Genomic DNA, 26,559 nt, shown 5'->3' on the forward strand with positions numbered 1-26,559 from the left:
GGCAGCCGCGACCCCTGGCGGGGGCGCGGCTGCTTCGCGCTAGGCTCCCGGCCACAGCCCCTCGGGGGTGAGTCCCAGCAGCTCGATCGCGTTCCCCCGAACGATCCGCTCCACCACGTCCGGTGCCAGATGTCCCATCTGCGCCTCGCCGACCTCCCGTGACTTCGGCCAGGTGGAGTCCGAGTGCGGGTAGTCCGTCTCGTACAGGACGTTGCCGACACCGATCGCGTCCAGGTTCCTCAGCCCGAAGGCGTCGTCGAAGAAGCACCCGTACACATGCCCGGCGAAGAGCTCCGACGGCGGGCGCAGGACCTTGTCCGCGACGCCTCCCCAGCCCCGGTTCTCCTCCCACACCACGTCCGCGCGTTCGAGGATGTAAGGGATCCAGCCGATCTGGCCCTCCGCGTACATGATCCTCAGGTTGGGGAAGCGCTCGAACTTGCCGCTCATCAGCCAGTCGACCATCGAGAAGCAGCAGTTGGCGAAGGTGATGGTGGAGCCCACGGCCGGAGGTGCGTCCGCCGAGGTCGACGGCATCCTGGACGAGGAGCCGATGTGCATGGCGACGACCGTGCCGGTCTCGTCGCACGCGGCGAGGAACGGATCCCACTCGTCCGTGTGGACGGACGGGAGGCCGAGGTGCGGGGGAATCTCGGAGAAGGCCACCGCCCGCACTCCGCGTGCGGCATTGCGACGCACCTCGGCGGCGGCGAGCTGCGCGTCCCACAGCGGTATCAGCGTGAGCGGGATCAGCCGGCCCTGCGCGTGGGGGCCGCACCACTCCTCCACCATCCAGTCGTTGTACGCCCGGACGCCGAGCAGTGCCAGCTCGCGGTCCTTGGCCTCGGTGAAGGTCTGCCCGCAGAAGCGCGGGAAGGTGGGGAAGCACAACGCCGACTGGACGTGGTTGACGTCCATGTCGGCCAGTCGGTCCGGCACGCTGAACGAGCCCGGCCGCATCTGCTCGTACGTGATGACCTCGAGCCTGATCTCGTCCCTGTCGTAGCCGACGGCGGTGTCGAGACGGGTGAGCGGCCGGTGCAGGTCCTCGTACACCCACCAGTCGCCGATCGGCCCGTCGTCGCCGGGGGCGCCCATGACCGGTGCGAACCTGCCTCCCAGGAAGGTCATTTCCTTCAGAGGCGCACGGACGATACGCGGGCCGGTGTCCTGGTACCTCGACGGGAGCCGGTCCCGCCAGACGTTGGGGGGCTCCACCGTGTGGTCGTCCACCGAGATGATCTTCGGGAAGGTCTCCATGTCTTCACGGTAGCGCCGATCTGACGCTCCGTCAGCTATCGGTCCACGCCTGATCCGGCAGATCCTGTGCAGAGCGTCACCCACTGCTGACGAGCCGGGCTCGCACAAGGCAGACTGTCGAGGGCGATACCGGCGAGACCGGCGATACGAAGCGGTACGAGCAGGGGGAAGCTATGGACCGTGAGGACGGGTCCTCCGCACAGGAGCGCGTCCCGGAGCGCGTTCCGGAGCAGCGCGTTCCGGTGCAGGCCGGCAGCGGAAGCTGCAGCGACCTGCGCTTCAGCGTGCTCGGACCCGTACGCGCCTGGGGAGACGGCGAAGCCCTGCCGTCCGGCTCACCGCAACAACGGGCGCTGCTGGCCGCGTTGCTGATGCGCGAGGGCCGAACGGCCACGGCGTCCGAGCTGATCGACGCGATCTGGGGCGAGGAGCCCCCGTCACAGGCGCTGGCGGCCGTGCGGACGTACGCGTCCCGGCTGCGCAAGGTGCTCGGCCCCGGCGTCCTCGTCAGCGAGTCCGGGGGCTATGCCATCCGCACCCCGTCCGACGCGCTCGACCTCCATGTCGCCCAGGAGCTCGTGTCCGAGGCGGAGAAGGCACGCGCGGGCGGCGACCGCTGCCAGGCACGGGTACTGCTCAACAAGTCGCTGGGCCTGTGGGACGGTGAGGCACTCGCCTCCGTACCCGGGCCGTACGCCGACTCCCAGCGGGTCCGCCTGGAGGAGTGGCGGCTCCAACTGCTCGAGACGCGGCTGGAGCTGGATCTCGACGTGGGCTGCCACGCGGAGGCGGTGTCCGAGCTCACCGCCCTGACGGCCGCGCATCCGCTGCGGGAACGACTGCGGGAGTTGCTGATGCTCGCGCTGTACCGCAGCGGCAGGCAGGCCGAGGCGCTGGCGGTCTACGCCGACACCCGGCGGCTGCTTGCCGACGAGCTGGGCGTCGACCCGCGGCCCGAACTGTCCCAGCTGCAGCAGCGCATCCTGCAGGCCGATGCGGAACTCGCCCGTCCGGTTGAGGAACCGCCGCCGAACGCACCCCAGTTCACCCGTCCCGCTCAACTTCCTGCGACCGTGCCCGACTTCACCGGCCGGGCGGCATTCGTGCGGGAGCTCGGCGAACAGCTCGTCACCACCGAAGGCTCCGTGATGGCCGTCTCCGCGCTCGCGGGCATCGGAGGCGTCGGCAAGACGACGCTCGCCGTGCACGTCGCGCACACGGCCCGGCCGCAGTTCCCCGACGGACAGCTGTACATCGACCTCCAGGGCGCCGGTCCACGGGCGGCGGAGCCGGAGACGGTCCTCGGCGCCTTTCTGCGGGCGCTCGGCACGGCGGACTCGGCGATCCCCGACACGCTGGACGAGCGCGCGGCGCTCTACCGCTCCACGCTCGACGGCCGCCGGATCCTGGTCCTCCTGGACAACGCCCGTGACGCGGCCCAGGTCCGGCCCCTGCTGCCGGGCACGGCAGGCTGCGCGGCGCTCGTCACGAGCCGCATCCGCATGGTCGACCTGGCGGGCGCGCATCTGGTGGACCTGGATGTGATGTCCCCCGAGGAGGCACTCCAGCTCTTCACCCGGATCGTGGGCGAGGAGCGGGTCTCGGCCGAGCGCGAGGCGGCCCTGGACGTGGTCGCCGCGTGCGGCTTCCTCCCCCTCGCCATCCGTATCGCGGCCTCCCGCCTCGCGGCCCGCCGCACCTGGACGGTCTCGGTGCTCGCGGCCAAACTCGCCGACGAGCGGCGCCGGCTGGACGAGCTCCAGGCGGGCGACCTCGCGGTCAAGGCCACCTTCGAGCTCGGCTACGGCCAGCTGGAGCCGGCTCAGGCCCGCGCCTTCCGCCTCCTGGGCCTCGCCGACGGCCCGGACATCTCGCTGGCCGCGGCGGCGGCCGTACTGGATCTGCCGCCGCATGAGACCGAGGGCCTCCTGGAGGCGCTCGTCGACACCTCCCTGGTGGAGTCGGCCGCTCCTGGCCGCTACCGGTACCACGACCTCGTACGGCTCTACGCGCGTGCGTGCGCGGAGAGGGACGAACAGCCGCCGGCGGAAAGGGAGGCGGCCCTGTCGCGGCTGCTGGACTTCTACCTGGTGACAGCGGCGCGGGTGTTCGCCATAGAGCGCCCCGGCGACCGGCTCGTGAACCACCTGGAGGCCACGACGTACGACGGTCTCGGATTCTCCGACCGTCACGAGGCACTGGACTGGCTCTACACCGAGGCGAACTGTGTGCTGGCGTGCGTGAGGCAGTCGACGGTCACAGGCCGACTGCGGAGGGCCGTGGATCTGCTCTGGGCGGCGAAGGACCTGGGCGAGTCCGGTGCCAACTCCAAGCAGTACGAATCTGCTGCGATCGCCCTGCGCGAGGCCGCCGGGGCGGCGGGCGACCGCCACGCCGAGGCTCGTGCGCGCACCGTCCTCACCAATGTCCACCTGGTGGCGGGCCGTTACGCCGAAGCGGACGAGGAGGCGCGTATCGCCAGGGCGCTGGCGGTGGCGACGGGGGACGTGGCGCCGGTGTACTGGGCGGACAACGACCGGGGGATCATCGCCGCCAGCCGGGACCGCTACGAAGAGGCAGAGGATCATCTGCTCAAGGCGGCGGAAGGCTCACGTGCCGACGGAAACCTGCCCGGGGAGGCAAGTGCTCTCTGCAACCTCTCCCGTGTTCATCAGCTCATGGGCCGCACCGCCAGTGCCATCGAACTCGCCCAACAGGGCGTCGACCTCTACGTCGGTCTGGGACCCACGGTGCGGCTGGCCAACGCCCGGTACGCCCTCGGAGTCGCCCTCACCCAGGCGGGGCGCCACGTGCAGGCCCTGGAGCAGTTCTCCGAAGCCCTGCAGATGTTCACGAAGGACCGCCAACGACTCTGGGAAGGAACGACGCACTACCGCATCGCCCTTGCCCATTTCCAGGCCCGGCAGCCGGCACGAGCCGCGCAGCACGCGGAACAGGCCCTCGCCACGGGGTGCATCGGCGGCGACAAGATGCGGGGCAACGTCCTCAAGGCATTGGGGCAGGCGCTCGACGCACTCGGGCAGACCGACCGCGCTCGCGCCTGCTGGCGCGAGGCCCTCGCTCTGTACGAAGAAGTGGGCGCTGGTGAAGCGGACGAGGTCAGGGCCCTTCTGACCCCGCTCGCGGCCGCCTGATCACCCACCTGAGCGGCACGTTCAGCGTTTGTTTATGACCGCGCGCCACTATCTACTCATCGGTCCGTCGCGTCGGGGGGCAGACGGGTCGCCGGGGGATCGTCGCTAAGGTGAGCGGTCCCCGCAAACGCCCGTTCGGCGACCCTCGGGGGAGTTGCCGAACGGGCGTTACCGACTGACGTCGACGTTTCAGGAGCTGACGACGATGAGCGACGCCAACGAGAACGAAGAGATCACCACCATGGGCGACAACCACATGCCCACCCCGCCCAAGGACGGCGTCATCACGACCCTTGGCGACAACCACATGCCCGTCCCGCCCAAGGACGGCGGCGCCACCACTCAGAGCGACAACCACATGCCCGTCCCTCCCAAGGACGGCGCCATCACCACCATGGGCGACAACCACATGCCCACCCCGCCCAAGGGCTGAGACTTACATTCGACGGGGTGCGGCCGCGGCGGCGCGGAGGGGGAGCCGCCGCGGCCGCGGCATGTCCGCACTCGATTCGAAGCAGGAGGGGAAATGACGCGCACCAGGCACATCCTCGCCACGGCCGCCATCGTGGTCGCCGCGACCGCAGGGGCCACGGCCCCCGCCGTGGCCGGAGACAACCACACGCCCGTCGCACCGCAGCACACCGGCCTGTCCGCCGGCGGCGAGGGGACGACGTGGGCGGGCGGCATCGCCCAGGTCCGCGACCGGAACTGAACCGCTCAGCCTCGCCGCGTCCGCAGCTCCGTCTTCAGCACCTTCCCGCTCGCGTTCCGAGGCAGTTCTTTCACGAACTCCACCTCACGCGGCACCTTGTAGTTCGCCATCTCGCGCCGTGACCACGCGACCAGATCGTCCGCCGTGAGCGTCGAGCCGGGCCGCCGGACCGCGTAGGCCTTGCCCACCTCGCCCAGCCGCCCGTCCGGGACGCCGATCACCGCCACGTCCGCGATGTCCGGGTGGAGACCGAGGAGTTGCTCGATCTCCGCCGGGTAGGCGTTGAAGCCGCCGACGATGAACATGTCCTTGATCCGGTCGGTGATCCGGAGATTGCCCGACTCGTCGAGCACACCCACGTCGCCCGTGTGGAGCCACCCGTCGGCGTCCAGGACCTTGGACGTGCCGTCCTCGTCCTCGAAGTAGCCGCGCATGACGTTGTGGCCGCGGACCAGGATCTCCCCCGGTTCGCCCGGGGCGGCCAGGACGCGTACCTCGGTGTCCGGGATCGCGCGGCCCGAGGTCGAGGCGATGGTCTCCGGGGCGTCACCACGGCGGCACATCGTGACGATGCCCGATGCCTCCGAGAGGCCGTACGCCGTGAGGACGGTCGCGATGCGGAGTTCGCCGCGGAGGCGTTCGACGAGGCGGAGGGGCACGACGGCTGCCCCCGTGACGACGAGGCGCAGCGCGGAGAGGTCGTGGGCGTCGCGCGCGGGGTGGTCGAGCAGGGACTGGTGCAGGGTCGGTGGACCCGGGAGGACCGAGATGCGTTCGGAGGCGATGTTCGCCAGGACCGTGTCCACGCCGAACACCGGTTGCGGCACCATCGTCGCGCCGCGCATCAGGCAGGCGATGATGCCCGCCTTGTAGCCGAAGGTGTGGAAGAACGGGTTCACGATCAGATAGCGGTCGCCCTCGCGCAGGCCGGCCAGCTCGCTCCAGATGTCGTAGCAGCGCAGGGTCTGGGCATGGGTGATGACCGCGCCCTTCGGGCGGCCCGTCGTTCCCGAGGTGAAGACGAGGTCGGAAGGGGCAGAGGAGGCGACGGCGTCCGCGCGGGCCCTGACCTCGGAGGCGGGCACCCCGTCGCCGTCCGCCAGGAAGTCCTTCCATGTGCGGTAGTCCTCCGGCGCGCTGTCGGCCAGCACCACCACCTGTTCCAGGTGCGGCAGTTCGACGTCCGCGCGGCGCAGCGAGGCGACGTAGGACGTGCCGAGGAACGCGCCCGTGATGAAGAGCAGCCGGGCACGGGAGCGCTCCAGGATGTACGCGGCCTCCGTGCCCTTGAAACGGGTGTTCAGCGGGACGAGCACCGCCCCCGCCGTGACGGCGCCGAGCGCGGAGACGATCCAGTCGAGCGTGTTGGGCGCCCACACCGCGACCCGGTCCCCCGGCTCCACACCCGCCGCGATGCACGCCGCGGCCGCCCGCTCGACGCGCGCGCCGAGTTCGGCGTACGAGACCCGGGTGCGGCCCTCGACGACGGCTTCGCGCTCGCCGTACCGCTGCGCGGCACTCCGTACCAGCCTCGGGATGGATATCCATTCCAGGTCGCCGCGCATAGCCGAACCCTCCCGTCACGGTTGCTGACTGTCCGTCAGATTAGCTGTACCCTCCCCCGCATGGCGAGCCTCAAGGACGCGACAGCGATAGCCGGGATAGGACAGACCCCCTTCGCGAAACACCTCCCCGAATCCGAGAAGGCCCTGGCCTGCCGTGCGATCGTCGCGGCGCTCGACGACGCGGGCATCGCGCCCGCCGAGGTCGACGGCTTCGCCTCCTACACCATGGAGGAGACCGACGAGGTCGAGATCGCGAAGGCCATCGGCGCGGGGGACGTCACCTTCTTCAGCAAGGCCGGCTACGGAGGCGGCGGTTCCTGCGCGACCGTCGCCCATCTCGCCGCCGCCGTCGCGACCGGGCAGGCGAACGTCGGGGTCGCCTGGCGCTCCCGCAAGCGGGGGTCCGGGCCACGGCCCTGGAAGAACACCGCCGTGCAACTGCCCACTCCGGGACAGTGGACGCGGCCCTTCGGGCTGCTGCGGCCCGCCGACGAGATCGGCATGCTGGCCCGTCGCTACATGCACGAGTACGGCGCCACTCGCGACCACCTCTTCAATGTCGCCCTGGCCTGCCGCAACCGCGCCAACCAGAACCCCGCGGCGATCATGTACGAACGACCGCTGACCCGCGAGATGTACATGACCTCGCGGTGGATCAGCGAACCCCTCTGCCTCTTCGACAACTGCCTGGAGACGGACGGGGCCCTCGCCTGTGTGATCGTCTCCGCCGAGAGGGCCCGGGACTGCCGGCAGAGGCCGGTGTACGTCCACTCCGTCGCCCAGGGCCTGCCCGCCCAGCACCACGGAATGGTCAACTACTGGAACGACGACCCGCTCACCGGCCCCGCCTGGACCGCCGCCCGGCACCTGTGGAAGACCGCCGACTTCGGCCCCGAGGACGTGGACGTCGCGCAGATCTACGACGCGTTCACGCCGCTGATCCCGCTGTCCCTGGAGGGATACGGATTCTGCGGGCGGGGAGAAGGGGCGGCGTACACCGAGGGCGGCGCGCTGGAGCTCGGCGGGCGGCTGCCCGTCAACACCGGCGGCGGCGGGCTCAGCGAGGCGTACGTCCACGGCTTCAACCTCATCAACGAGGGCGTGAAGCAGCTCCGCGGCGCCTCCACCGCACAGGTGCCGGGAGCGGCGACCTGCTTGGTGACGGCGGGCGAGGGCGTCCCGACTTCCGCGGTGCTTCTGAGGAGTTGAGCTGACAGATGACAGATCCCGTCATTGGTTGTCTGACGCCCGTCGTCGATGACGACGGTGCGCCCTTCTGGGAGTACGCCGCCCGCGGCGAACTCCGCGTCCAGGCCTGCGCGTCCTGCGGCGAGCTGCGGTTCCCGCCGCGTCCCTGCTGCCCGCACTGCCAGTCGTTCGACAGCGAGTGGCGGCGGATGAGCGGGCGCGGCCGTATCTGGTCGTACGTACTGCCCCACCCGCCGCTGCTGCCCGCCTACGCCGAGCAGGCCCCGTACAACGCCGTCGTCGTCGAGCTCGTCGAAGCGCCGCGGATCAGGCTCGTCGGCAACGTGGTGTCCGGTCCCGGCGCGGCGCTGAACTCGGTCGATCCCGCGCGGCTGCGCATCGGGGCGGCGGTGAAGGCGGTGTTCGCCGAGCTGGGCGGCGGTGTGACCGTACCGCGCTGGCTGCTGGAGCGGTCATGACCGTGAGGGTGGAGCGGGACAAGGAGAGCGGCGTCGCCGTCGTCACCCTGGACCGGCCCGAGAAGCACAACGCCGTCGATCTGGTGTCGGCCGGTGAACTGGCGGCGGCCTGGCGCGAGTTCCGCTTCGACGACACCGTCCGGGCCGTCGTCGTCACCGGAGCGGGCGAGAAGGCGTTCTGCACCGGCATCGACCGGTCCGTCGACGTGCGGCAGCCCTCGTCGCCGTACTCGATCGACGATCCGCTGATCGCGATCGGGCCGAAGGCGAACGACCTGTGGAAACCGGTCGTCGCGGCGGTGCGCGGGCTGGCGTGCGGCGGGGCGTTCTATCTGCTGGGCGAGGCCGAGTTCGTGATCGCGGCCGAGGACGCGCTGTTCTTCGATCCGCATACGACGTACGGAATGGTCAGCGCGTACGAGTCCGTCCACATGGCGATGCGGATGCCGTTCGGGGAGGTCGCCCGGATGGCGCTGATGGGGACGGCCGAGCGGGTCTCGGCCCGGCGGGCGTACGAGACGGGGCTGGTCAGCGAGGTGACGGCGCCCGGTGAAGAGCTGTCCGCGGCGGTGCGCTGCGCCGCCGTCATGGCCTCGTACCCGACGGCGGCGGTCCAGGGGACGGTCCGGGCGCTGTGGTCCGCGAAGGAGGCGGCGAGGACTCAGGCGCTCGCCCATGCCCCGCATCTGATCACGCTCGGCAACCTGCCGCCGGAGCGGCAGGCCGAGCTGTTCACCGCGCGGGGCCGGGGCGGGTACCGGGTGCGTTAGGACGGGTCCGAGGGCGCTGGGAGGTCCGGGTGCGTCAGGACGGGTCGGGGGGCGCCGGGAGGAGTCCGGGGCGTCGGGACGGGGGCGGGGGCGGGGGCGTCAGGAGACGTCGGTGGTGCGGGTCGCGCTGACGACCTTGCAGTCCCGGCTGTCGGTTCCCTTGCCGGTCCCGGTGTAGGGGACTTCCACATCCATGGTGTGGTTGCTGACTGCGGCGACCGTCAGATCGTCGATCGTCTCGACGACCGGCGCCGCGCTCGGGCTGTCGCCCTCGAACTGCACCGTGATGTCGTAGGTCTGGTCCGTCGAGGCCGAGTTGGTGATGTAGAGGTGGCCCCTGAGGTGGGCGGCCGCGGGATCGATGGAGCAGTACTTGAACTCCACGTCCCCCGTGGCGTCGGCGGAGCCGGTCGCGGTCCCGCCGGTGGGGGTTGCCGTGGCGTCACTGCCGCCGGAACCCGATCCGCCGCTCGTGCCGCCGTCGTTGCCGTCGTCATCGTCGTAGTGGCCGCTGCCGCCGCCGCTGGAGCTGCTGGAACCGGAGCTGTGGTCGTTGTCGCAGCCGCCGCCGCGCGAACCGCGCGCGCCGGTCAGCGTGATCACGACGAGGCCGAAGACGGCGATCGCACGGACATGACGCATCTTCACGATTCAACCCCCCTTGAACGTGTGGACATGGCCCGAGCGTACGTATGTATGTGGCGTGAAAGAGGCCCTACTTGACGGGCGCACGTCACCCTAACAGCGCAGCGCAACACTCAGGAGCGCGCAGTCGCGCACCCGGACCGCCGGGCGTAGCGTCTGCTGCGAGAGGAGGCCGGGAATGGTGCGGAACGTCATCGGCACGGTGCTCGCTCTCGCCGGTGCGGCGGCCGCCGTCCTGAGCCCCTTCCGTGCCTGGTACGACGGCCGTCTCGGCAGCGACTACCGGGTCCAGGACCTGTTCCGGGGGATCACCGACGCTTCGGCGGGGTCGGTCACGGCATCGATCCTGCTGCCTTTCGCGTTCGCCGCACTGGTGACGCTGGTCGGCGTGCTCCTGCGATCACGGCTGCTGGTGGCGCTGGCCGGGCTGATCGTGCTCGGCTTCACGGTCCTGTGGACGGTGCGCCAGGGACAGGCGATCGGCAGCCTGACGGTCGGCGGTCGCGGGCCGGCGCTCGGGGAAGGGGTCGCGGGCGCGTTCGCGGGCGGCGTGCTTCTGCTGCTGGCCTCCGCCGTGATGAGAGGACGCGCCCCCAGGGTCGAGCCCTTCGAGGAGCCCGAGCCCGAGTACCTGCCACCGGGGTACGTGCCGCCGGAGTACCGGTCGCCCGCGTATCCGCCGGAGGCACAGCAGGGGGACCCGTACGGGTGGGCGCCGCCGCCCGAAGACACGCAGCCGCTGCCGACGACGGAGCCGGGCGCTACGCGCCGCCCGCGCCGGGACCCGTACGGAGCAGGCCCGGAGCAGGATCCGTTCCGGCCGCAGGACCCGTACCCCTACCAGCGACCGCAGGACCCGTACGGACCGCAGGATCCTTACGGGGACGACTGGCAGCAGCGCTAGGGTTTCGGAGCCCACGCGGTGGGGGCACCTCCCAGCGGTAGCTGGGGGACGTCGGCGCCCGACGACAACGCAGCGAGGTACAGCGCCAGGGACGCGTGCCCGGAGAGATCCGAACGAGAGGTCCTGGTTCAGTCGTCCGCGTCGCCGCGTTGGCCCAGGCCCGGGCTGCGGCCCGTACGTCCCGCCCGGCGCACCAGCTCGCCGGCCGTCAGGGTGACCACGGCCGCCGCGCGCACCCAGCGCGGGCCACCCCGCGCCGCCCACACGACGCAGACGCACCCTGCGACGGCAAGCACGAGGACGCCGGACAACAAGATGAGCACGGTCATGCTCATCCCCCTTCTTCTGTTGCGGTCCGCGCCATCGTCCCAGGCCGCGAAACAGGCCGTCGCAGTGGCCCGGACCGTGTCCGGCGGATGATGCCCGGGCCGCAGGGCCCGATACGCGCATCCGCGGCGTTGCGGCCGGCCCTGTCCCGCTCGGCCACCCGGCGAAGACCCCGCTTCGGCCTGAGCCTATGCCGCCGGTGCGCCCCGCCCCGTCGCCGTGCCCTTGACCGCGTCCAGGGCGTAGACACAGCGGTCCTTGGAACAGGCGTACACCACACCGTTCCGTGCGACCGGCGAACCGGTGATCTCCCCGCCGGTCGCGAGCTTCCAGCGCAGTTGTCCCCCGTTCGCGTCCAACGTGTACAGCACATGGTCGGCGGAGCCGAAGTGCACCCGGCCGTCGGCGGCGACCGGTGCGCCGATGACCTCGCCGCCCGCCGCGAACCGCCACTTGGGAGTGCCGGTGACGGCGTCCAGCGTGTAGAGGGCGCTGCCGCTGCCGACATGGATGCTGCCGTCGGCGACCAGCACCGGCTCGATCGACTGGCGGGACTCGGTGGCGATCCGCCAGCGGTCCTTGCCGGTCGTGGCGTCGAGCGCGTACACGGTGCCGAGATAGTCGGCGAGGTACACCCCGCCGCCGGTGACGGCGGGCCCGGGCGCGTAGGCCGGCGGCGAGAGGAAGACCGCGGGCGCCTCGAAGTGCCAGCGGACATGGCCGCTCGCGGTGTCGACGCACAGGACACGGGTCCCGGCGGAGACATAGGTGCATCCGTCCGGCGCCTGGTTCACCCGGACCGGTACGCCGCCGCAGGACGCGGCGTCGCCGACGGGGTACGACCAGCGTTCCGCTCCGGTGCGGGCGTCCAGGGCCTGCAGCCGGGCGCTGCGCCAGACGTAGACGGTGTCGTCGAACAGCGCGGGTCCGGCCTCGGACGTCTCGAAGTCGGTCTGTGCGCCGGTGATCTCCCAGAGCTTCTCGCCGTTCGACGCCTCCCAGCCCTGGACGCCGCCGCCCCGGGTGCCGGTGACGACGGTGCCGCGGCCGACTTTGAGCGAGTACACCCAGGCGTCGGTCTGGTGCCGCCACCGCTCGCCGCCGTCGGCGGCGTCGAGGGCGTAGAGGGTGGGCCCGTCCGATGCGTGGATCCGGCCGCCCGCGACGGCCATCGCCCAGGCCACGTCGCGCGTCTTGAACTGGCGCCGGCCGCTGGCCACGTCCAGGGCGTGCACCTCGAACGAGGTGACGTAGAGCAGATCGCCGTCGACCACGGGGGTGCCCCAGACGTCGTTGGACATCCGGAACCGCCAGGGCCGCCAGCGCGCCGGGCCGCTTTCCGGGGGCGGCGCGGGGGCGGGAACGGGCGGGACGGTGGGGGCGGCCATGGCGCTGGTGGCCGCCTCGTTGCCGCCGCCGGGGGCGCGGACCCAGCCGGTTGCGGGGCCCGCGTCCCCGGCGACACCGCTGCGGGTGTCGGCGACGCGCGGGCCCGGGCCGATCGGGACGTGGGCGCCGGGGAGGCGTACGGGACCGTCCTGCGCGTGCTGCGGGTGCGGGGTACCGCCGCCGGGGCGGGCCTGTCCGGTGCGGGGGTCGTTGCCGCCGCGCCAGGCCGCGTCCCAGTCGGGGGCGGCATCGGGCACGCGTTCCGGTCGCGGCGGCACCGGCGCCGGTTCCGGGCGGCGTCCGCCGGCCGCGGCGCCCCCGCCGTTGGCCTGCGGCATCCGTCCGCCCCGCCGCTGCTCGATCATCGACACGGCCCTGCCGGGCAGCCATGCCGACGCCGTGCCGCTGTCGTCGTCGCCACCGGAGGAGAACAGATGCGGGGCGAGCTGGGCCTGCAGGTCCTCGGGCGAGGGGCGTCCCGTGGCCTCCATCTTCATGCAGGACTCGATGAGCGGCCGCAGCTCGTCGGGCAGCCCTTCCAGGTCGGGTCCTTCGCGCAGCAGCATGAACACGGTCTCGACGGGGTTCGCGCCGTGGAAGGGCGCGTGACCGGTCGCCGCGAAGACGAGGGTCGACCCGAGCGAGAAGACATCGCTCGCGCCGGTCACGCTGCGCGAGTCGCGCGCCTGCTCCGGCGACATGTAGGCGGGCGTGCCGACGGCGACGTTCGTCATGGTCAGCCGGGTGTTGGACACCCCGGACGCGATACCGAAGTCGATCACGCGGGGTCCGTCCTCGACGACGAGGACGTTCGACGGCTTCAGGTCACGGTGGACGAGCCCGGCGCCGTGGATGGACTGCAGCGCCTCGGCGATGCCGGCCGCGAGCCAGCGCACCGCCTGGGCCGGGAGCGGCCCGCACTCATTCACTATTTCCTCGAGCGAGGGCGCGGGGACGTACGCGGTGGCGAGCCACGGCACGGCGGCGCGCGGGTCGGCGTCGACCACGGCCGCGGTGTAGAAGCCGGAGACCGCCCGCGCGGCCTCCACCTCACGCGTGAAGCGCACGCGGAACAGCTGGTCCTCGGCGAGCTCTGTGCGCACCGTCTTGATCGCCACGCGCCGGCCGGACGCCGACCGTGCGAGATAGACCAGCCCCATGCCGCCGGCTCCGAGCCGTCCCAGCACCTCGAAGGGGCCGATCCGCCTCGGGTCGTGCTGCGTCAGCTGCTCCACTTCGCCTGCCACCTCCCCGTACGGGCCATGTAGGTACGGCCCCGTCGCCCCTGATTGTTCCTGCCGGACAGCACGGTTGCTAACCCGGGGGCGTTCCGGGGTGTCTCAGGTTATTTTGGGGCCTCTCGGGGTTCGCCGGGCTCCGCTTCCAGGTTCTGAGACCTTTCGGGCTCCCTGGACCTCCCGGGTTCGGCGAGGACCGCGAAGGACGCGCCCTGGTTGTCCGTGAGGACGGCCATCCGTCCGTACGGAATGTCGAAGGGGTGCGTGGTGACGCGACCGCCGAGGCCGGCCACCGTCTCCGCGGTCCGGTCGCAGTCCGCCACGGCGAAGTAGACGAGGAAGTGGCCCGGCATCTCGGCCGGGAAGGCGTCGGTGATCACGCTGCGTCCGCCGATCGCGGTGTCCTCGCCCGGCTCCGTACCTGCCGGTGACCACATCAGATAGTCGATCGCCTCGTCGGGCAGCGGGGTGCCCTGGAAGCCGAAGACCTCCTCGTAGAAGCGGTCGACGGCCTCCTTCTCCCTGGTGTAGACCTCGGTCCAGCAGAACGATCCCGGGGTGCCCTGGATCTCGAAGCCGGACCGTTCCCCCTTCTGCCAGAGCCCGAAGACGGCGCCGCCGGGGTCCGCTGCCAGCGCCGTCGTCCCGAGGCCGCCCAGGGGCATCGGGGCCGTGATCACCTGACCGCCGGCCTCGCGGATCCTGGCGGCGGTCCTGGCGGCGTCGTCGGTGGCGAAGGAGACGCCCCAGGTGGTGGGCATACGGCCGTCCCGCTTGGGCGCGAGGGAGGCGACGAGCTTTCCGTCGAGGAAGGCCTCGGTGGAGCGGCCGCGCTTCTCGACTGTGTCCCTTTCGGTCTTTTCGTCCCGACCGTAGGTCCAGCCGAAGAGTTCGCCGTAGAAGCGCTTGCCCGCTTCGAGGTCCGGCAGCTGGGCGTCCACCCAGCAGGGCATGCCCTCCGTGAATGCGGCCATGGTCCGGCCCCTTCCTCAACAGAGAGTGTGACTCCAGTCACAGTCAAGCCGAGAGTGCGGCGCGCCGCACGCAGAAGGGGGCTGTTCGTTGAGTTGTCCACCGAAGTTATCCACAGGCTGTTGATAACACTATTGCTCCGCACGGGCGACGCACCCCATTTGCAGTCGGCCGAATCGCGCGCCGATCACCCCTCGGTAAGCTGACGGCATGACAGGACAAGTACGCACCGTCGACGGCCGCGTGGCCGGTCGACGCGGACAGGCGACGCGGCAGAAGCTGCTCGACTGCCTCAGGGAGATGCTCAGCTCCTCGCCGTACCGGGACGTCAAGGTCATCGACGTGGCCCGCAAAGCGGGTACCTCACCCGCGACCTTCTACCAGTACTTCCCCGACGTGGAGGGCGCGGTCCTCGAGCTCGCGGAGGAAATGGCCAGCGAGGGCGCCGGGTTGACCGAACTCGTGGCCGGCCGCTCCTGGGCGGGCAAGGCGGGCTGGCAGACGGCGCAGGAACTCGTCGAGGGCTTCCTCGACTTCTGGCGCAAGCACGACGCGATTCTGCGTGTGGTGGACCTCGGTGCCGCGGAGGGGGACAAACGGTTCTACAAGATCCGCATGAAGATCCTCACCTCGGTCACCAACTCCCTCGCGGACGCGGTGAAGGACCTCCAGTCCAAGGGCAAGGTCGACAAGGACGTGCACCCGGCGGCGGTCGCCGGCGCGCTGGTCGCGATGCTCGCGGCGGTGGCCTCGCACCAGAAGGGCTTCCAGGCCTGGGGCGTCAAACAGACCGAACTCAAGCCCAATCTGGCGCTGTTGGTGCATCTGGGCCTCACCGGCAGGAAGCCCACGAAGTAGCGACAGGACGCGAACACGGGCGCGCCCGCGCCAAGTCCTGTCACCATCGGCGCGCGCCCGCGGTTCCCGGCGCACCGCAGCAGAACTCGGGCCTCTCGTTCGGATCCTGCCGGGCTCGCATGCCCTGGGCCACTCACCGATCCGGCCTGATCCAAACGAAAGTCCCTAGCCCGCCCGGCGCACCAGCCGGAACAGCCGTATCTCCCTCTCCACCCTTGCCTGGTACGTCGCATACGGCGGCCAGAACGCCAATGCCGCCTGCCATGCCGCATCCCGCTCCGCTCCGGTGAGGAGCAGGGCGCGTACGGGTATGTCCTCGCCCTTCCAGCTCACCTCGGCATCGGGATGCCTCAGCAGGTTCCCCGTCCACGCGGGATGGCCGGGGCGCCCGAAGTTGGAGCCGACGAGGATCCAGGTCCCGGCGCCTTCCTCGGGCATGCAGGCAAGCGGGGTGCGGCGCGCCAGCCCCGACTTCGCGCCCCGCGCCGTGAGCACCACGCCCGGCAGCATCTGGGCACTGAGCAGGACTTTTCCACGGGTGAGGTGATGGACGGCACGGTCCATGGCCGGGATGAAGTGCGGTGCGGTCCTGGCGAAGAAGCGGGTCGACGACATCTTCTGCACCACGTTCCGCATCGCGCCCCGCACCGCGTTCCGTATCCCGTTCGGCATCCCGTTCGGCATCCCGTCACGCACCGCCTTCCGCGTCATGCCGGTTCCGCGGGGCATGGGACGGCCACCGCCTCCTGGGCGTACGGGCCCGCGAAGAGCCCCTCCGCCTCCGCCGCGCGGGCCCGCAGCCGGTGGACCGGCCCGAAGAGCAGCTCGTCGGATGCCGCCCGCTTGAAGTAGAGGTGCGCTTCGTGTTCCCAGGTGAAGCCGATGCCTCCGTGCAGTTGGATGGCCTCGCCGGTGACGTTACGGAGCGCTTCGAGGCACTGGGCGAGCGCGAGCCCGCCCGCCTCCGGGTCCCATGCCGCGTAGTACGCCGCGGAGCGGGCCGTCTGGACGTGCACGTACAGATCGGCCAGGCGGTGTTTGACGGCCTGGAACGAGCCGATGGGGCGGCCGAACTGCTCGCGCTCCTTCACATGGGCGACGGTGCGCTCCAGCGCGGACGCGGCCGCCCCGACGGCTTCGGCGGCGAGCAGCGCGGCGACGGTACGGCCCGCGGCGGCCAGGGCCGCGGGGATGTCCGCGCTCGGGTCCTCCCCAAGCAACTCGGCGCGGGTGTCGCGGAGTTCGATACGGGCCTGGGGCCGTGTCCCGTCGAGGGCGGTCCAGCGGGTACGGGTCAGACCGTCCGCCCCGGCGTCGGCACGCACGAGGAAGAGGAGGGCGCGGCTGCGCGCGAAGCCGCCGGTGTGCGCGGCGACGAGGAGGAGCCCGGCGCTGTGCCCGTCGAGGACCTGGCCGGCCTCCCCGTACAGTCGCCAGCCCCCGTCGTCGGGCAGGGGCCTCGCCTGTATGCCGCCGGCCCGCCCGCCCCCGGCCCAGGTCCCGTCGGCGTTGTCGCCGGTGAGCCCCAGGGCGGTGGCGAGGTTCCCGCCGGGCACGGCGAGGGTGGCGGTGAGCGAACCGTCCGCGAGGCGCGGCAGGAGCCCGGCCCGCTGCCCTCGCGTCCCGAGCGCGGCGATCAGGGGTGCTGCCAGTGCGGAGGTCGCGAGCAGGGGCGAAGGGACGAGCGCCCGTCCGGCCTCCTCGAAGGCGAGCGCGAGCTCCACGGTGCCGCCGCCCACTCCTCCGTACTCCACGGGCAGTGCGAGGCCCGGAAGCCCGAGCTCCGCGGCGAGCAGCGACCACAGCCGGGGGTCGTATCCCTCGTCGCACGCCGGAGGTCCGGGAGACGCGCCCCGGGAGAGCGCGTCGCGCAGGGTGCGGCGGATTGCGGACTGCTCGGCGGTGAAGGCGGCGTCCATGGGCAGGCTCCCCTCCATGACTGACGGGGCGTCATGTTAGGGGCGGGGACCCCAGAAACACAGAGCCTCGTTCAGCAAACCTCGCCGGTTCCGGCCGCGGTGGCCTTCAGCAGATCCCGTACGAGAGCGAAGTCGACCTTCTCGGTGCGGCGGAAACGCAGACACCCCTTGCCCATGTCCTGGTCCGCGAGCCGGGCCTCGAACCCCTCCCGGATGTCCGGGCGCATCAGATAGAAGGAGACGTACTGCTTCTGGTTGGCGAAGGCGATCTCGGGCTCGCCGCCCGGGCGGCGATAGGCGGGCATGCCGTACGCCATCACCTCGTCGTAACCACCGAGCTCGGTGCGGCACAGTTCACGGATCCTGACCAGCACCGTCAGCCGGTCGGGCTCCGCCACCTCCGCGAGGTAGCCGTCGACGTCTTCCGCAGTGGACCTGGGCACACCCCGAGCCTACCGCCGCACCTTCCGACCCCGCAGATCTGATGTACCGTCAGATTCATGCCCACCAGTCAGCGCACCCCTCGCGCCCCCCGCAAGGTCGCCGTCGTCGGCATATCCCTCTCCGACTGCGGCCGCGTCGACGGCCCCACCCCGTACGCCCTGCACGCCCAGGCCGCCCGTCGCGCCCTCGCCGACTCCGGACTCGACCGCGGCGTCGTCGACGGGTTCGCCTCGGCCGGGCTCGGCACGCTCGCACCGGTCGAGGTCGCCGAGTATCTGGGACTGCGGCCCCGCTGGGTGGACTCCACCAGCGTCGGCGGCGCCACCTGGGAGGTCATGGCCGCGCACGCCGCCGACGCCATCGCCGCGGGCCGTGCCGACGCCGTGCTCCTCGTCTACGGGTCCACCGCCCGCGCCGACATCAAGGCCGGGCGCCGCACCTCCGACCTCTCCTTCGGCGGGCGCGGGCCGCTGCAGTTCGAGGTGCCGTACGGGCACACCCTGATCGCCAAGTACGCGATGGCGGCCCGCCGCCATATGCACGAGTACGGCACCACCCTGGAGCAGCTCGCAGAGGTCGCCGTCCAGGCGAGGGCGAACGCGGCGCACAACCCCGAAGCGATGTTCCGCGACCCGATCACCGTCGACGAGGTGCTCGCAGGACCGGTGATCGCCGATCCGTTCACCAAGCTGCACTGCTGCATCCGCAGCGACGGCGGCTGCGCGGTGCTGCTGGCGGCCGAGGAGTACGTACCGGACACGGCGAAGGCTCCGGTCTGGATTCTCGGTACGGGCGAACACGTCTCGCACTCCACGATGTCGCAGTGGGAGGACTTCACTGTCTCCCCGGCGGCGGTCAGCGGGCGGCTGGCCTTCGAGCGGGCGGGAGTGGGGCCGCAGGACATCGACATCGCCGAGATCTACGACGCCTTCACCTACATGACGCTCGTGACGCTGGAGGACCTCGGGTTCTGCGCGAAGGGAGAGGGCGGGGCGTTCGTGGAGAAGGGGCGGTTGCGGCTGGACGGCGAGCTGCCGGTGAACACCGACGGGGGAGGACTGTCGGCCTGTCATCCCGGAATGCGCGGACTGTTCCTGCTGGTCGAGGCGGTACGGCAGTTGCGTGGCGAAGCGGGCGGACATCAGGTGCGCCGGGCCGACGGCAGTCTTCCGGAGCTGGCGGTGGCATCGGGGACGGGCGGCTGGTTCTGCTCGGCGGGGACGGTGGTGCTGGGCCGCTGAGCCGGCCGCCACCCGGTGCACCGGGACCGCGGCCCCGCGCCGCCGGGTGGAGGCGCCGACGGCCCGTCACGGTGAGCTGTCGGTCCGCAGGTCCTTCAGCCGCTCCAGGTCGTCGTGGGCCGACTCCCGTTCCTCGGCGGTGAGCTGGATCGAGGCGGCCTCGGCGAGCGCCGACGTCGTCGCCCCCTCGTCGCCGAGGCGCCGGGCAACGTCCGCCCGCAGCGCCAGGAGACGAAGCCGCTGCAAACCTGTGGGCTGCTCGCCCTCGAGGCGCAGCACCCTGTCGATGATCTTCACGGCTCCTGCCGGGTCGTCCTTCGAGTCCGCGAGGAGGGAGGCGTGGTGGAGGGCCCGGGAGAAGGTCTCCTTGGGCGCGGCCCTGTGGCGCGAGTCCTCGCTCGTCCGTTGGCCGACGCGGACACAGTTCCCCCCGGGGTCGGTCATGAGGAACTGCCGTACGCCGTGCGACGTGTCCCGCAGGGGTCCGATGCGCGGCAGCCCCCGGGTCGGTATCCGCCCGTACGCCGCCTTCAGCCGCGCCCGGAACGCCTCGTACAGCCCGTCGACGTCATCGGTCTGCAGGTAACACGTGCTGTACGACTCGGTCGGCTCGTAGTGCTTCATACCGAAGAAATGGAGCTGGACGGCCCCACGTTCGACGACCGCGTACGGATTGGGACTCTTCTGCTCGAAGACGACTTCGAAGCCGAGAGAGCTGTAGAAATCGAGGACCGGCCGGACGGACCGGCACGGCAGGATCGGAATGGTCTTCTCAGCCATGCCGAGCAGTCTAGTCAAAATTGACTAGAAGCGCTGCAGGTCGTCCTCGATCCGTCCGAGGACGCGGAGATGAGATGAGCCGAACAAGGCGGCCGACCGCCGGTGCAACCCACGGCGCGACCACTCGTCCCCCGCTGCACGGCTCCGCACGTCCGTGACGGACCGGGGCGATCGGTGTACGGCGTGGTGGTCCACACGCACCCGAGCGGTGGGTTTCGTCGGCCTGGGCAGGATGTGAGGATCGGGCCCATGAAAGACGAGCACAACGGCATGGACACAAACGCCGACGATTTCCACGAGCTGCTGCGATCACTGCGGGTCTGGGACACCGAACTGCCCACCTTCGTCCCGGAGGCCGCCCCCGGCGAACCGCTCCCGCTGTTCCGGGAGTGGCTCGTCGAAGCGGCGGCGGCAGGCCAGCCGGAGCCGCACACGATGCACCTGGCGACCGTCGACGAGGCAGGCCGGCCCGACGTACGGACGCTGATGCTGCACGACGCGGACGAGCGCGGCTGGCACTTCGCCTCGCACGCCACCAGCGCGAAGGGCCGTCAGCTCGCCACGCACCCCGAGGCTGCCCTGGGCTTCTACTGGCCCGCGCAGGGGCGGCAGATCCGGATCCGCGGGCGAGTGGTGCGGGGTACGGCAGAGGAGGCGTACGCCGACCTCCACGCCCGCTCGACGGGCGCACTGGCCGCCGCGCTGGTAGGGCGTCAGAGCGAAGTACTGACCTCGTACGACGAGTTGGTGCGGGCGAACGAGGACGCCTGGTCGCGCGCGAGCGCCGAGCCGGAGTCGACGGCCGAGACGTGGACGGTCTATGTGCTCGAACCGTCCGAGGTGGAGTTCTTCCAGGGCGACGCACGACGCAGGCACCTCCGGCTGCGCTACCGGCGTGAAGGCGACTGTTGGGCAAGGGAATTGCTCTGGCCGTAGGGCGGTCCGCAGGCCAATTGAGCAAGACGCGACGGAGCCGGTCGTGGGTGTACGACTCCGGGACCATCTGTCACACCGGTCTCTCCACCCACGGTCGGACAAATCCTGCCCCGTCGAAGGATTCGCCCTAACTGCATGGCACGAAAGGGTTGGTGCGTCCCACACGCACTGATCCGAAGGACCTTCCCCACGTGCGAAGCAGACGAATAGCTCCCTTCCTCGCGGCAAGTGCCGTCGCCACCCTGGTTCCGGCCCTCACCCCGGCCACTGCCTCGGCCGCCGAGAACCCCCTGCAGCAGTACTTGTCGCAGAGGCCCGCGTGGCACCGCTGCGACAGCGGAACCCCCGCCACCTACCAGTGCGCCACGATCAAGGTGCCGCTCGACTACAACCGCCCCGGCGGCAAGAAGATCGACGTCGCGATCTCGCGCATCAAGGCGACTTCCTCCACCGAGCGTCGCGGCGTGCTGCTGCTCAACCCCGGTGGGCCCGGCGGCTCGGGCCTCGACATGCCGCTGTTCATGGGGCCCGAGCTCCCCAAGTCCGTGACGAAACGTTACGACCTCATCGGCTTCGATCCGCGGGGCATCGGCCAGAGCTCTCCCGTCGGCTGCGGCCTGACCACCAAGGAGCTCAACTCGGACCGCCCCTACAAGGCCGAGACGTTCGCCAAGGACGTGAAGTGGGCCCGGACCTTCGCCGAGAAGTGCAACACCAAGGTGGGTGACAAGCTCCGTCACATCACCACCCGCAACACCGCCCGCGACATGGACGTGATCCGCGCCGTCCTGGGCGAGAAGAAGATCTCGTACCTCGGGTACTCGTACGGCACCTACCTCGGAGCCGTCTACACCCAGATGTTCCCGCAGCGCGCCGACCGGTTCGTGCTGGACAGCGCCGTCGACCCCGCGCGGGTCTGGCGCGGCATGATCCAGATCTGGGCGGAGGGCACCGAGCCCGCGTTCACGCGGTGGACCAAGTGGACCGCCCAGCGGAATTCCACGTACAAGCTGGGCGACACCCCGGACAAGGTCCGCAAGACCTTCTACGACCTGGTCGCCCAGGCCGACCGCAAGCCGATCGACCTCGACGGCACGCGCCTCACCGGCGACGACATCCGAAGCGGCAGCCGGCCCATGTTCTTCAGCGTGCGCGATGCCGCCGAGTCGGTCGTCGAGCTGAAGAAGGCGGCTGCCGGCCGGACCCCGACCCTCGGCCGGGAGCCCAGGGCGCCGCGTCCGGTTACACCGTCGTTCGGCCGCGCCGTCCCGTCGGACAACGGCGACGCCGGTTTCTGGACCGTCGTCTGCGCCGACACCCGCAACTGGCCGCGCGACCCCGAGCAGTACCGTCGCGACGCGATCCGAGACAAGGCGAAGTACCCGCTGTACGGCGACTTCGCGTCCAACATCAAGCCGTGCGCGTTCTGGAAGAAGAACGGCAGCGAGCCCGCCACCAAGATCGACAACAAGGTCGGCACGCTGATCCTGCAGAACGAGTGGGACTCCCAGACGCCCCTGACCAGCGGTCAGGGCCTGCACCGGGTCATGAAGGGCTCGCGAATGGTCACGGTCGCCGGAGGTGTCGGACACGGCATCTACGGTTCCAAGTCCTGCGCCGACAAGACGGCCACCGCGTACCTGACCACCGGCAAGCTGCCGGCCCAGGACGTGACCTGCCAGGCCGCCCCTGCCGCGCGTGAGCGCAGCGTCGCCCCCAAGCTGCCGCTGCCGACGCCTCCGGGTATCCCGGGGCTGCACGCGGCTCGCTTCTGACGCTCTCTGTCAGTCCTTCGGACGTGACGGGGCCCCCGGTTGCCGGAGGGCCCCGTCACGGTCGGCGCGTCCGGGGCGGCCCGGGGCGGCGCCTGCGGCACAGTGGAGAGCGGTCACGTGACCCGCAGACGCCTGCACCCGTGCGAAGGAGAATCCGGTGGCCCTCACTCGCGAAGAGCGTGAGCAGTTCCTGGCGCAGCCCCATGTCGCGGCGATCGCGATCGACGCCGGCGACGACCGCGCGCCCCTGAGCGTCCCGATCTGGTACCAGTACGAGCCCGGCGGTGAGGTCTGGATCCTCACCGGGCGGGGCTCCCGCAAGCAACGGCTGATCGAGGCAGCGGGACGGTTCTCCCTGCTGGCCGACCGCGTGGAACCCACTGTCCGGTACGTCCACGTCGAGGGCCCGGTGACGCGGACGGAATCCGGGACCCCCGAGGCGCTGCGGGAGCTCGCCGCCCGCTACCTCCCGGCGGAGAAGGTCGACGGCTACGTCGAGTTCGCCCTGAAGGACCACGGCGAGAGTGTCGTGATCCATATGCAGCCGCAGCACTGGCTGTCGTCGGACCTCGGCCGGCTGTAGGCGCGTCGTCCGCGTCAGCGTTCCGCGAGAAGAGCCGCCGCCGTCGCCACGACCAGGGCGAGCACGAGCGCGTCGGCGAGCAGCATGAGCGCCGGGTCGCGGACCTTGAGCCGGGAGACGATCGCGCCGACCATCAGCAGGGCCAGCCCCGCGAGCGCGAGCCCTCCGAGGGGCGCGAACGCGATTCCGAGCAGCACACCCACACCACCGGCGGACTCCAGCACGCCGATCACGCGCCAGGTCATCGGCGCCATGCCGAAGTGGTCGCGAATGGCGAGACTCTGGCGCAGCCCGACGACCTTCACGCCGCCGGTCACGACGAAGAGCACCCCGACGACGACGGACAGCGCCGTCGCGGTCACGCCGACGTGTCCCGCGACGCGCAGGCGGCCGTGACGAACGCGGTCCAGGCGGCGGGCGCGACGGCGAAGGCGGGACCGTCGGGGACCTTGGAGTCACGGACGTGGACGGTGTGGGGGCAGGTGGCGATCTCGATGCAGTTGCCGCCCTCGTTGGTGCTGTAGCTGGACTTGCGCCAGTCATAGGCGACTTCGAGGCAGTTATCGCCCTCATTGCCGCTGTAACTGCTCTTGAACCAGACCAGGTCGGGGGTCATAGCTTCGCCGCCATTCTCTCGATCAGTTCCACGGACTCCCAGGGGGTGAGGGCCTGGGCCCGCAGGACGCCGAATCGGTCGATGAGCCGGTTCACCTGTTCGGGCTTGGAGATCAAGGTATCCCCGCCGTGGCCGGCCGTATACCCCAGATTGCGTCCATCTCTGGTGCTCAGCAGTTGCAGCGATCCCATCAAGCCCGCGTGTACGGACCGCTCGGTCGGCATCACCTGCACGGTCAGATGCTTCCTGGTGCGCACGGACTCCAGCAGATGCCCGAGTTGCTCCTTGAGTACCGCCTCACCGCCGATCGGACGTAGAAACGCCGCCTCCTCGACGACGTAGCTCACAGTCGGCCTCGGCTTACGGTCAAGCACTGTCTGCATCTCAAGCCGCGCCTCGACGTGCCGGTCGATCTCCTCCAGCTCGTACGTCGGCACCCGCACCTCGTACAACGCCCGTGCATACGCAGGTGTCTGGAGCATGCCCGGGACGACCATGGTCTCGTACGCGTTGATACTCGCCGCCTCAACCACCGTCCGCACCCAGCTGAGGAACTTCGGCGAGTACTTCTCCTCCTCCATCATCTCCACGCACGACGCCAGCACCCCCTTCGCCTCCAGCGCCTTGTCCGCCTCGACCAGGAACGCCGTCGTCGGGATGCGCTCGGCACGCTCGTACGCCCCCACCAGTGACTCCGACATCAGGAGCCGGTCCGCGAGGTCCCGCTGGGTCATGTCCGCCAGACCACGCAGCAACTTGATCAGCTCGCCCACATGCCTCCGCGCGGGCGACGGCTCCTTCCCCGACCCCACAGCATCCACCGCCCTTCCCACATCTGCCCGATGTGGACCGTGTCCCTCTGGTCACGCTACGCAACCATCGCGATCCTCGGAGGCATGACCAGCGAGAAACTCCCCGATTGGGTCCCTGCGTCCGGCCTTCAACTGCACCTGGCGGGAATCCACTTCGACGCCGTCCGCGTGCGCGGCGTCCGCGGCGAGGCCGTACTGCACCACCTCACCGAGGCAACGGACGGGCGCCCCGGGCCTGTCGTGCGCGAGGTGTCGCGCGGGCGGTGGACGTACTTCCTGATCCCGCCCGGCAGCAGCAAGGAGCACACCTGGCCGCCCGGGGCCGCCTGCTTCGGGCCGTGCGCGCGGGACCAGTACGTCGGCATCCCCGCCGCCCACGGCAACACCTACCCGCTGTCGTGGCGCGGAGGCCCGCCCGTGGACGGCGAGTTCGTCGACCCGGAGCTGCTGCACGAGGTGGTGACCGCTCAGCTCTGCCTGGCTCCTGACGACTGAGCCGGGAGAGCGCCACGGCGGGTCATGCGGGCCGGAAGACCGCCACGGCCACTCCCCCGCCCTCCTCGCGGAAGGTGACCTCCAGGTCCAGCCCGATCCGCAGGTCCGCCTCCGCGCACTCCACGATCTCCGTCATCACACGCGGCCCCTCCGCGAGGTCGACGACGGCCGCGGTGTAGGGCGTGCGGGCGTCGAACGGCGGCAGGTCGTTGCGGTGCACGACGGACCAGGTGTACAGGGTCGCCCGGCCGGTGGCCCGCTCCCAGGTGACGTCCTCGCTCCAGCAGTACGGGCAGAACTCGCGCGGGTAGTGGTGGGCCCGCCCGCACGCGCCGCAGCGGCGGATCAGCAGCCGGCCGTCGGCCGCAGCGTCCCAGTAAGGACGGGTGAAGTCGTCGGTCTCGGGGGTCGCGGCGCTCACAGGAAGAGTCCCGTCGCACGGTCGAGCGACCATGTCTGCCAGGACATCGCGAAGAGGGCGACGATCGAGATCAGCGCCATCATCGCGTTCTGCCCCTGCTCGGCCCAGTCGTGGATCATGAGGACCAGGTAGAGGAGGTTGAGGAGCAGACCCCCGACGAGGGCGACCGGGGTGAGGAAGCCGATGATCAGGCCCAGCCCGAGGGCGAGTTCGGCGTAGACGACGACGTAGGCCATGGTCTTCTGGCGCGGTGCCACGACCGCGTCGAAGCCGGACTTCACGAACGCCCAGCGGTGCTTCCCGGCGACATCGGCGGCCCACGCTATGCCCGTGCCCCGTTCGAACCAGCCCTTCTTGTCCTTGTGCCGCCAGCTCTCCAGCCACCACAGGCCGAGGCCGATACGCAGGACGGCGAGCCATTCGGCACCGGTGAGCCAGATGGTCTGCATTCCGGGCCCTCCCCTTCACGTCCGACGTATCTGACGGTACGTCAGTTCAGCGGATGGGAAGGCGCCGCGCAAGGGCGTCAGCGGCGAAACCTGGTACTCCGGCCCTGTGACGGGCCCAGTGGGGCGCAAGACAGAGCCGGGCGCCCCGGGCGGGCCCTCGAAGGTGTGGGAGCCTCCGAAAAATCCCGTGAGCGTGCAACGCTGCGGAGCCGAGAAGACTTAAGAAGGTGACACCATCCACATCCCGAAAGGGAGCAGCATGGACATCCCTTCGGTGCTTGCGGCGGTCGGCGCTCTCATAGGTGTGATCAGCACTTCGGTCGTGGTTGTTCTGCGACAGACGCAGCTGCTCGCCACATGGGAGCGGCTGCGTCACGAGCGCACCGTGATTCGGAGCATCAGGGAGCAGCGCCGTATGGCTGAGATGTCTCTGACTCCGGGATCCCACTTCACCCACCTCACCCCTGATGGCGGCCGCTTGAGCATCCGCACCGCGCCTTCGCCTGTCGCTCCGGGTGACGCGTCGAGCGGGGGCGACGTCCAGTGACCGACGAGAACCGGCCCGCGGACGCACAGGACCCGGGCAGTGAGCCGGACGGGGCCAGGGCCGGTGAGGCATGGCCCCC

General features: G+C 70.8%; 29 protein-coding genes. 14 read left to right on the plus strand and 15 right to left on the minus strand.

Going from position 1 to position 26,559, the window contains the following annotated elements:
- Positions 1–39: 39 nt before the first annotated feature.
- A complete protein-coding gene (locus ACFU5O_RS18250) occupies positions 40–1,260 on the minus strand; it encodes an amidohydrolase family protein (RefSeq protein WP_384241431.1) in 1,221 nt (406 codons plus the stop codon).
- A 173-nt stretch (positions 1,261–1,433) separates the two neighbouring features.
- On the opposite strand from ACFU5O_RS18250, the gene ACFU5O_RS18255 reads away from it, so the two are divergent.
- From ACFU5O_RS18255 to ACFU5O_RS18265, 3 genes are all read left to right on the plus strand, one after another.
- A complete protein-coding gene (locus ACFU5O_RS18255) occupies positions 1,434–4,415 on the plus strand; it encodes a BTAD domain-containing putative transcriptional regulator (protein WP_384241433.1) in 2,982 nt (993 codons plus the stop codon).
- Between the two features lie 205 nt (positions 4,416–4,620).
- Positions 4,621–4,848: a hypothetical protein gene (locus ACFU5O_RS18260; protein ID WP_384241435.1), complete on the plus strand. Its 228-nt coding sequence runs from the start codon at positions 4,621–4,623 to the stop codon at positions 4,846–4,848.
- Between the two features lie 93 nt (positions 4,849–4,941).
- Positions 4,942–5,127 (plus strand): hypothetical protein, encoded by a 186-nt coding sequence (locus ACFU5O_RS18265; RefSeq protein WP_384241438.1) that lies wholly within the window; start codon positions 4,942–4,944, stop codon positions 5,125–5,127.
- A gap of 5 nt (positions 5,128–5,132) precedes the next feature.
- Here the strand turns inward: ACFU5O_RS18265 and ACFU5O_RS18270 are convergent, their stop codons facing one another.
- Positions 5,133–6,692, minus strand: coding sequence for a FadD3 family acyl-CoA ligase (locus ACFU5O_RS18270; RefSeq protein WP_384241441.1), 1,560 nt, complete (start codon positions 6,690–6,692; stop codon positions 5,133–5,135).
- A gap of 60 nt (positions 6,693–6,752) precedes the next feature.
- On the opposite strand from ACFU5O_RS18270, the gene ACFU5O_RS18275 reads away from it, so the two are divergent.
- The 3 genes from ACFU5O_RS18275 to ACFU5O_RS18285 are packed head-to-tail and all read left to right on the plus strand — an operon-like array spanning position 6,753 to position 9,129.
- A complete protein-coding gene (locus tag ACFU5O_RS18275; protein ID WP_384241443.1) occupies positions 6,753–7,901 on the plus strand; it encodes a lipid-transfer protein in 1,149 nt (382 codons plus the stop codon).
- 8 nt (positions 7,902–7,909) lie between these two features.
- Complete coding sequence (locus ACFU5O_RS18280) at positions 7,910–8,359, plus strand: Zn-ribbon domain-containing OB-fold protein (RefSeq protein ID WP_384241446.1); 450 nt, start codon at positions 7,910–7,912, stop codon at positions 8,357–8,359.
- Complete coding sequence (locus ACFU5O_RS18285) at positions 8,356–9,129, plus strand: enoyl-CoA hydratase/isomerase family protein (RefSeq protein WP_384241448.1); 774 nt, start codon at positions 8,356–8,358, stop codon at positions 9,127–9,129. The genes ACFU5O_RS18280 and ACFU5O_RS18285 overlap by 4 nt, the downstream gene beginning before the upstream one ends.
- 99 nt (positions 9,130–9,228) lie before the next feature.
- Here the strand turns inward: ACFU5O_RS18285 and ACFU5O_RS18290 are convergent, their stop codons facing one another.
- Positions 9,229–9,777, minus strand: coding sequence for a hypothetical protein (locus ACFU5O_RS18290; protein WP_384241450.1), 549 nt, complete (start codon positions 9,775–9,777; stop codon positions 9,229–9,231).
- A 175-nt stretch (positions 9,778–9,952) separates the two neighbouring features.
- Between ACFU5O_RS18290 and ACFU5O_RS18295 the strand changes: the two genes are divergently transcribed.
- Positions 9,953–10,678: a hypothetical protein gene (locus ACFU5O_RS18295; RefSeq protein WP_384241452.1), complete on the plus strand. Its 726-nt coding sequence runs from the start codon at positions 9,953–9,955 to the stop codon at positions 10,676–10,678.
- Between the two features lie 128 nt (positions 10,679–10,806).
- On the opposite strand, the gene ACFU5O_RS18300 is transcribed toward ACFU5O_RS18295, so the two are convergent.
- The 3 genes from ACFU5O_RS18300 to ACFU5O_RS18310 all read right to left on the minus strand — a co-directional run bounded on the left by ACFU5O_RS18300 (position 10,807) and on the right by ACFU5O_RS18310 (position 14,606).
- Entirely contained in the window at positions 10,807–11,007 is a 201-nt protein-coding gene (locus ACFU5O_RS18300; RefSeq protein WP_384241453.1) for a hypothetical protein, read from the minus strand.
- Positions 11,008–11,193: 186 nt separating this feature from the next.
- A complete protein-coding gene (locus tag ACFU5O_RS18305; RefSeq protein ID WP_384241456.1) occupies positions 11,194–13,629 on the minus strand; it encodes a PQQ-binding-like beta-propeller repeat protein in 2,436 nt (811 codons plus the stop codon).
- Between the two features lie 110 nt (positions 13,630–13,739).
- Positions 13,740–14,606 (minus strand): VOC family protein, encoded by an 867-nt coding sequence (locus ACFU5O_RS18310; RefSeq protein WP_384241458.1) that lies wholly within the window; start codon positions 14,604–14,606, stop codon positions 13,740–13,742.
- A gap of 208 nt (positions 14,607–14,814) precedes the next feature.
- Here ACFU5O_RS18310 and ACFU5O_RS18315 point away from each other — a divergent pair, with 208 nt between their 5' ends.
- A complete protein-coding gene (locus ACFU5O_RS18315; RefSeq protein WP_384241460.1) occupies positions 14,815–15,462 on the plus strand; it encodes a TetR family transcriptional regulator in 648 nt (215 codons plus the stop codon).
- Between the two features lie 165 nt (positions 15,463–15,627).
- On the opposite strand, the gene ACFU5O_RS18320 is transcribed toward ACFU5O_RS18315, so the two are convergent.
- The 3 genes from ACFU5O_RS18320 to ACFU5O_RS18330 all read right to left on the minus strand — a co-directional run bounded on the left by ACFU5O_RS18320 (position 15,628) and on the right by ACFU5O_RS18330 (position 17,824).
- Positions 15,628–16,098 carry a nitroreductase family deazaflavin-dependent oxidoreductase gene (locus tag ACFU5O_RS18320; protein ID WP_384241708.1) on the minus strand — a complete coding sequence of 157 codons (471 nt, stop codon included), beginning with the start codon at positions 16,096–16,098 and terminating at the stop codon, positions 15,628–15,630.
- 71 nt (positions 16,099–16,169) lie between these two features.
- The gene (locus ACFU5O_RS18325; RefSeq protein ID WP_384241462.1) at positions 16,170–17,381 is read right to left on the minus strand and encodes an acyl-CoA dehydrogenase family protein; all 1,212 of its coding nucleotides are present in this window, start codon (positions 17,379–17,381) and stop codon (positions 16,170–16,172) included.
- Between the two features lie 71 nt (positions 17,382–17,452).
- Positions 17,453–17,824 carry an iron chaperone gene (locus ACFU5O_RS18330; RefSeq protein WP_384241465.1) on the minus strand — a complete coding sequence of 124 codons (372 nt, stop codon included), beginning with the start codon at positions 17,822–17,824 and terminating at the stop codon, positions 17,453–17,455.
- Positions 17,825–17,881: 57 nt separating this feature from the next.
- Between ACFU5O_RS18330 and ACFU5O_RS18335 the strand changes: the two genes are divergently transcribed.
- Positions 17,882–19,066, plus strand: coding sequence for an acetyl-CoA acetyltransferase (locus ACFU5O_RS18335; protein WP_384241467.1), 1,185 nt, complete (start codon positions 17,882–17,884; stop codon positions 19,064–19,066).
- A gap of 66 nt (positions 19,067–19,132) precedes the next feature.
- On the opposite strand, the gene ACFU5O_RS18340 is transcribed toward ACFU5O_RS18335, so the two are convergent.
- The gene (locus ACFU5O_RS18340) at positions 19,133–19,846 is read right to left on the minus strand and encodes a bleomycin resistance protein (RefSeq protein WP_384241469.1); all 714 of its coding nucleotides are present in this window, start codon (positions 19,844–19,846) and stop codon (positions 19,133–19,135) included.
- 249 nt (positions 19,847–20,095) lie between these two features.
- Between ACFU5O_RS18340 and ACFU5O_RS18345 the strand changes: the two genes are divergently transcribed.
- The 3 genes from ACFU5O_RS18345 (at position 20,096) to ACFU5O_RS18355 (ending at position 23,140) form a co-directional block, all read left to right on the plus strand.
- Complete coding sequence (locus ACFU5O_RS18345) at positions 20,096–20,782, plus strand: pyridoxal 5'-phosphate synthase (protein WP_384241472.1); 687 nt, start codon at positions 20,096–20,098, stop codon at positions 20,780–20,782.
- Between the two features lie 191 nt (positions 20,783–20,973).
- Complete coding sequence (locus ACFU5O_RS18350) at positions 20,974–22,557, plus strand: alpha/beta hydrolase (protein ID WP_384241474.1); 1,584 nt, start codon at positions 20,974–20,976, stop codon at positions 22,555–22,557.
- A 157-nt stretch (positions 22,558–22,714) separates the two neighbouring features.
- Positions 22,715–23,140 carry a pyridoxamine 5'-phosphate oxidase family protein gene (locus ACFU5O_RS18355; RefSeq protein WP_384241476.1) on the plus strand — a complete coding sequence of 142 codons (426 nt, stop codon included), beginning with the start codon at positions 22,715–22,717 and terminating at the stop codon, positions 23,138–23,140.
- Between the two features lie 14 nt (positions 23,141–23,154).
- On the opposite strand, the gene ACFU5O_RS18360 is transcribed toward ACFU5O_RS18355, so the two are convergent.
- The 3 genes from ACFU5O_RS18360 to ACFU5O_RS18370 are packed head-to-tail and all read right to left on the minus strand — an operon-like array spanning position 23,155 to position 24,529.
- Complete coding sequence (locus ACFU5O_RS18360) at positions 23,155–23,502, minus strand: DoxX family protein (RefSeq protein WP_384241479.1); 348 nt, start codon at positions 23,500–23,502, stop codon at positions 23,155–23,157.
- Entirely contained in the window at positions 23,499–23,756 is a 258-nt protein-coding gene (locus tag ACFU5O_RS18365; RefSeq protein WP_384241481.1) for a DUF397 domain-containing protein, read from the minus strand. Before ACFU5O_RS18365 ends, ACFU5O_RS18360 begins: the two co-directional genes overlap by 4 nt.
- Positions 23,753–24,529, minus strand: a complete 777-nt coding sequence (locus ACFU5O_RS18370) for a Scr1 family TA system antitoxin-like transcriptional regulator (protein WP_384241482.1) — start codon at positions 24,527–24,529, stop codon at positions 23,753–23,755. The genes ACFU5O_RS18365 and ACFU5O_RS18370 overlap by 4 nt, the downstream gene beginning before the upstream one ends.
- A gap of 123 nt (positions 24,530–24,652) precedes the next feature.
- On the opposite strand from ACFU5O_RS18370, the gene ACFU5O_RS18375 reads away from it, so the two are divergent.
- Positions 24,653–25,063 (plus strand): hypothetical protein, encoded by a 411-nt coding sequence (locus ACFU5O_RS18375; RefSeq protein WP_384241485.1) that lies wholly within the window; start codon positions 24,653–24,655, stop codon positions 25,061–25,063.
- Positions 25,064–25,085: 22 nt separating this feature from the next.
- Here ACFU5O_RS18375 and ACFU5O_RS18380 read toward each other — a convergent pair whose 3' ends face one another.
- Both ACFU5O_RS18380 and ACFU5O_RS18385 read right to left on the minus strand, forming a co-directional pair.
- Entirely contained in the window at positions 25,086–25,517 is a 432-nt protein-coding gene (locus ACFU5O_RS18380; protein ID WP_384241486.1) for a Zn-ribbon domain-containing OB-fold protein, read from the minus strand.
- Positions 25,481–25,933, minus strand: a complete 453-nt coding sequence (locus ACFU5O_RS18385; RefSeq protein ID WP_384241488.1) for a DoxX family protein — start codon at positions 25,931–25,933, stop codon at positions 25,481–25,483. The genes ACFU5O_RS18380 and ACFU5O_RS18385 overlap by 37 nt, the downstream gene beginning before the upstream one ends.
- Positions 25,934–26,192: 259 nt before the next feature.
- Between ACFU5O_RS18385 and ACFU5O_RS18390 the strand changes: the two genes are divergently transcribed.
- Positions 26,193–26,480: a hypothetical protein gene (locus ACFU5O_RS18390; protein ID WP_384241490.1), complete on the plus strand. Its 288-nt coding sequence runs from the start codon at positions 26,193–26,195 to the stop codon at positions 26,478–26,480.
- Positions 26,481–26,559 lie beyond the last annotated feature (79 nt).

The organism is Streptomyces sp. NPDC057445 (assembly GCF_042802855.1).
Taxonomy (GTDB): Bacteria; Actinomycetota; Actinomycetes; order Streptomycetales; family Streptomycetaceae; genus Streptomyces.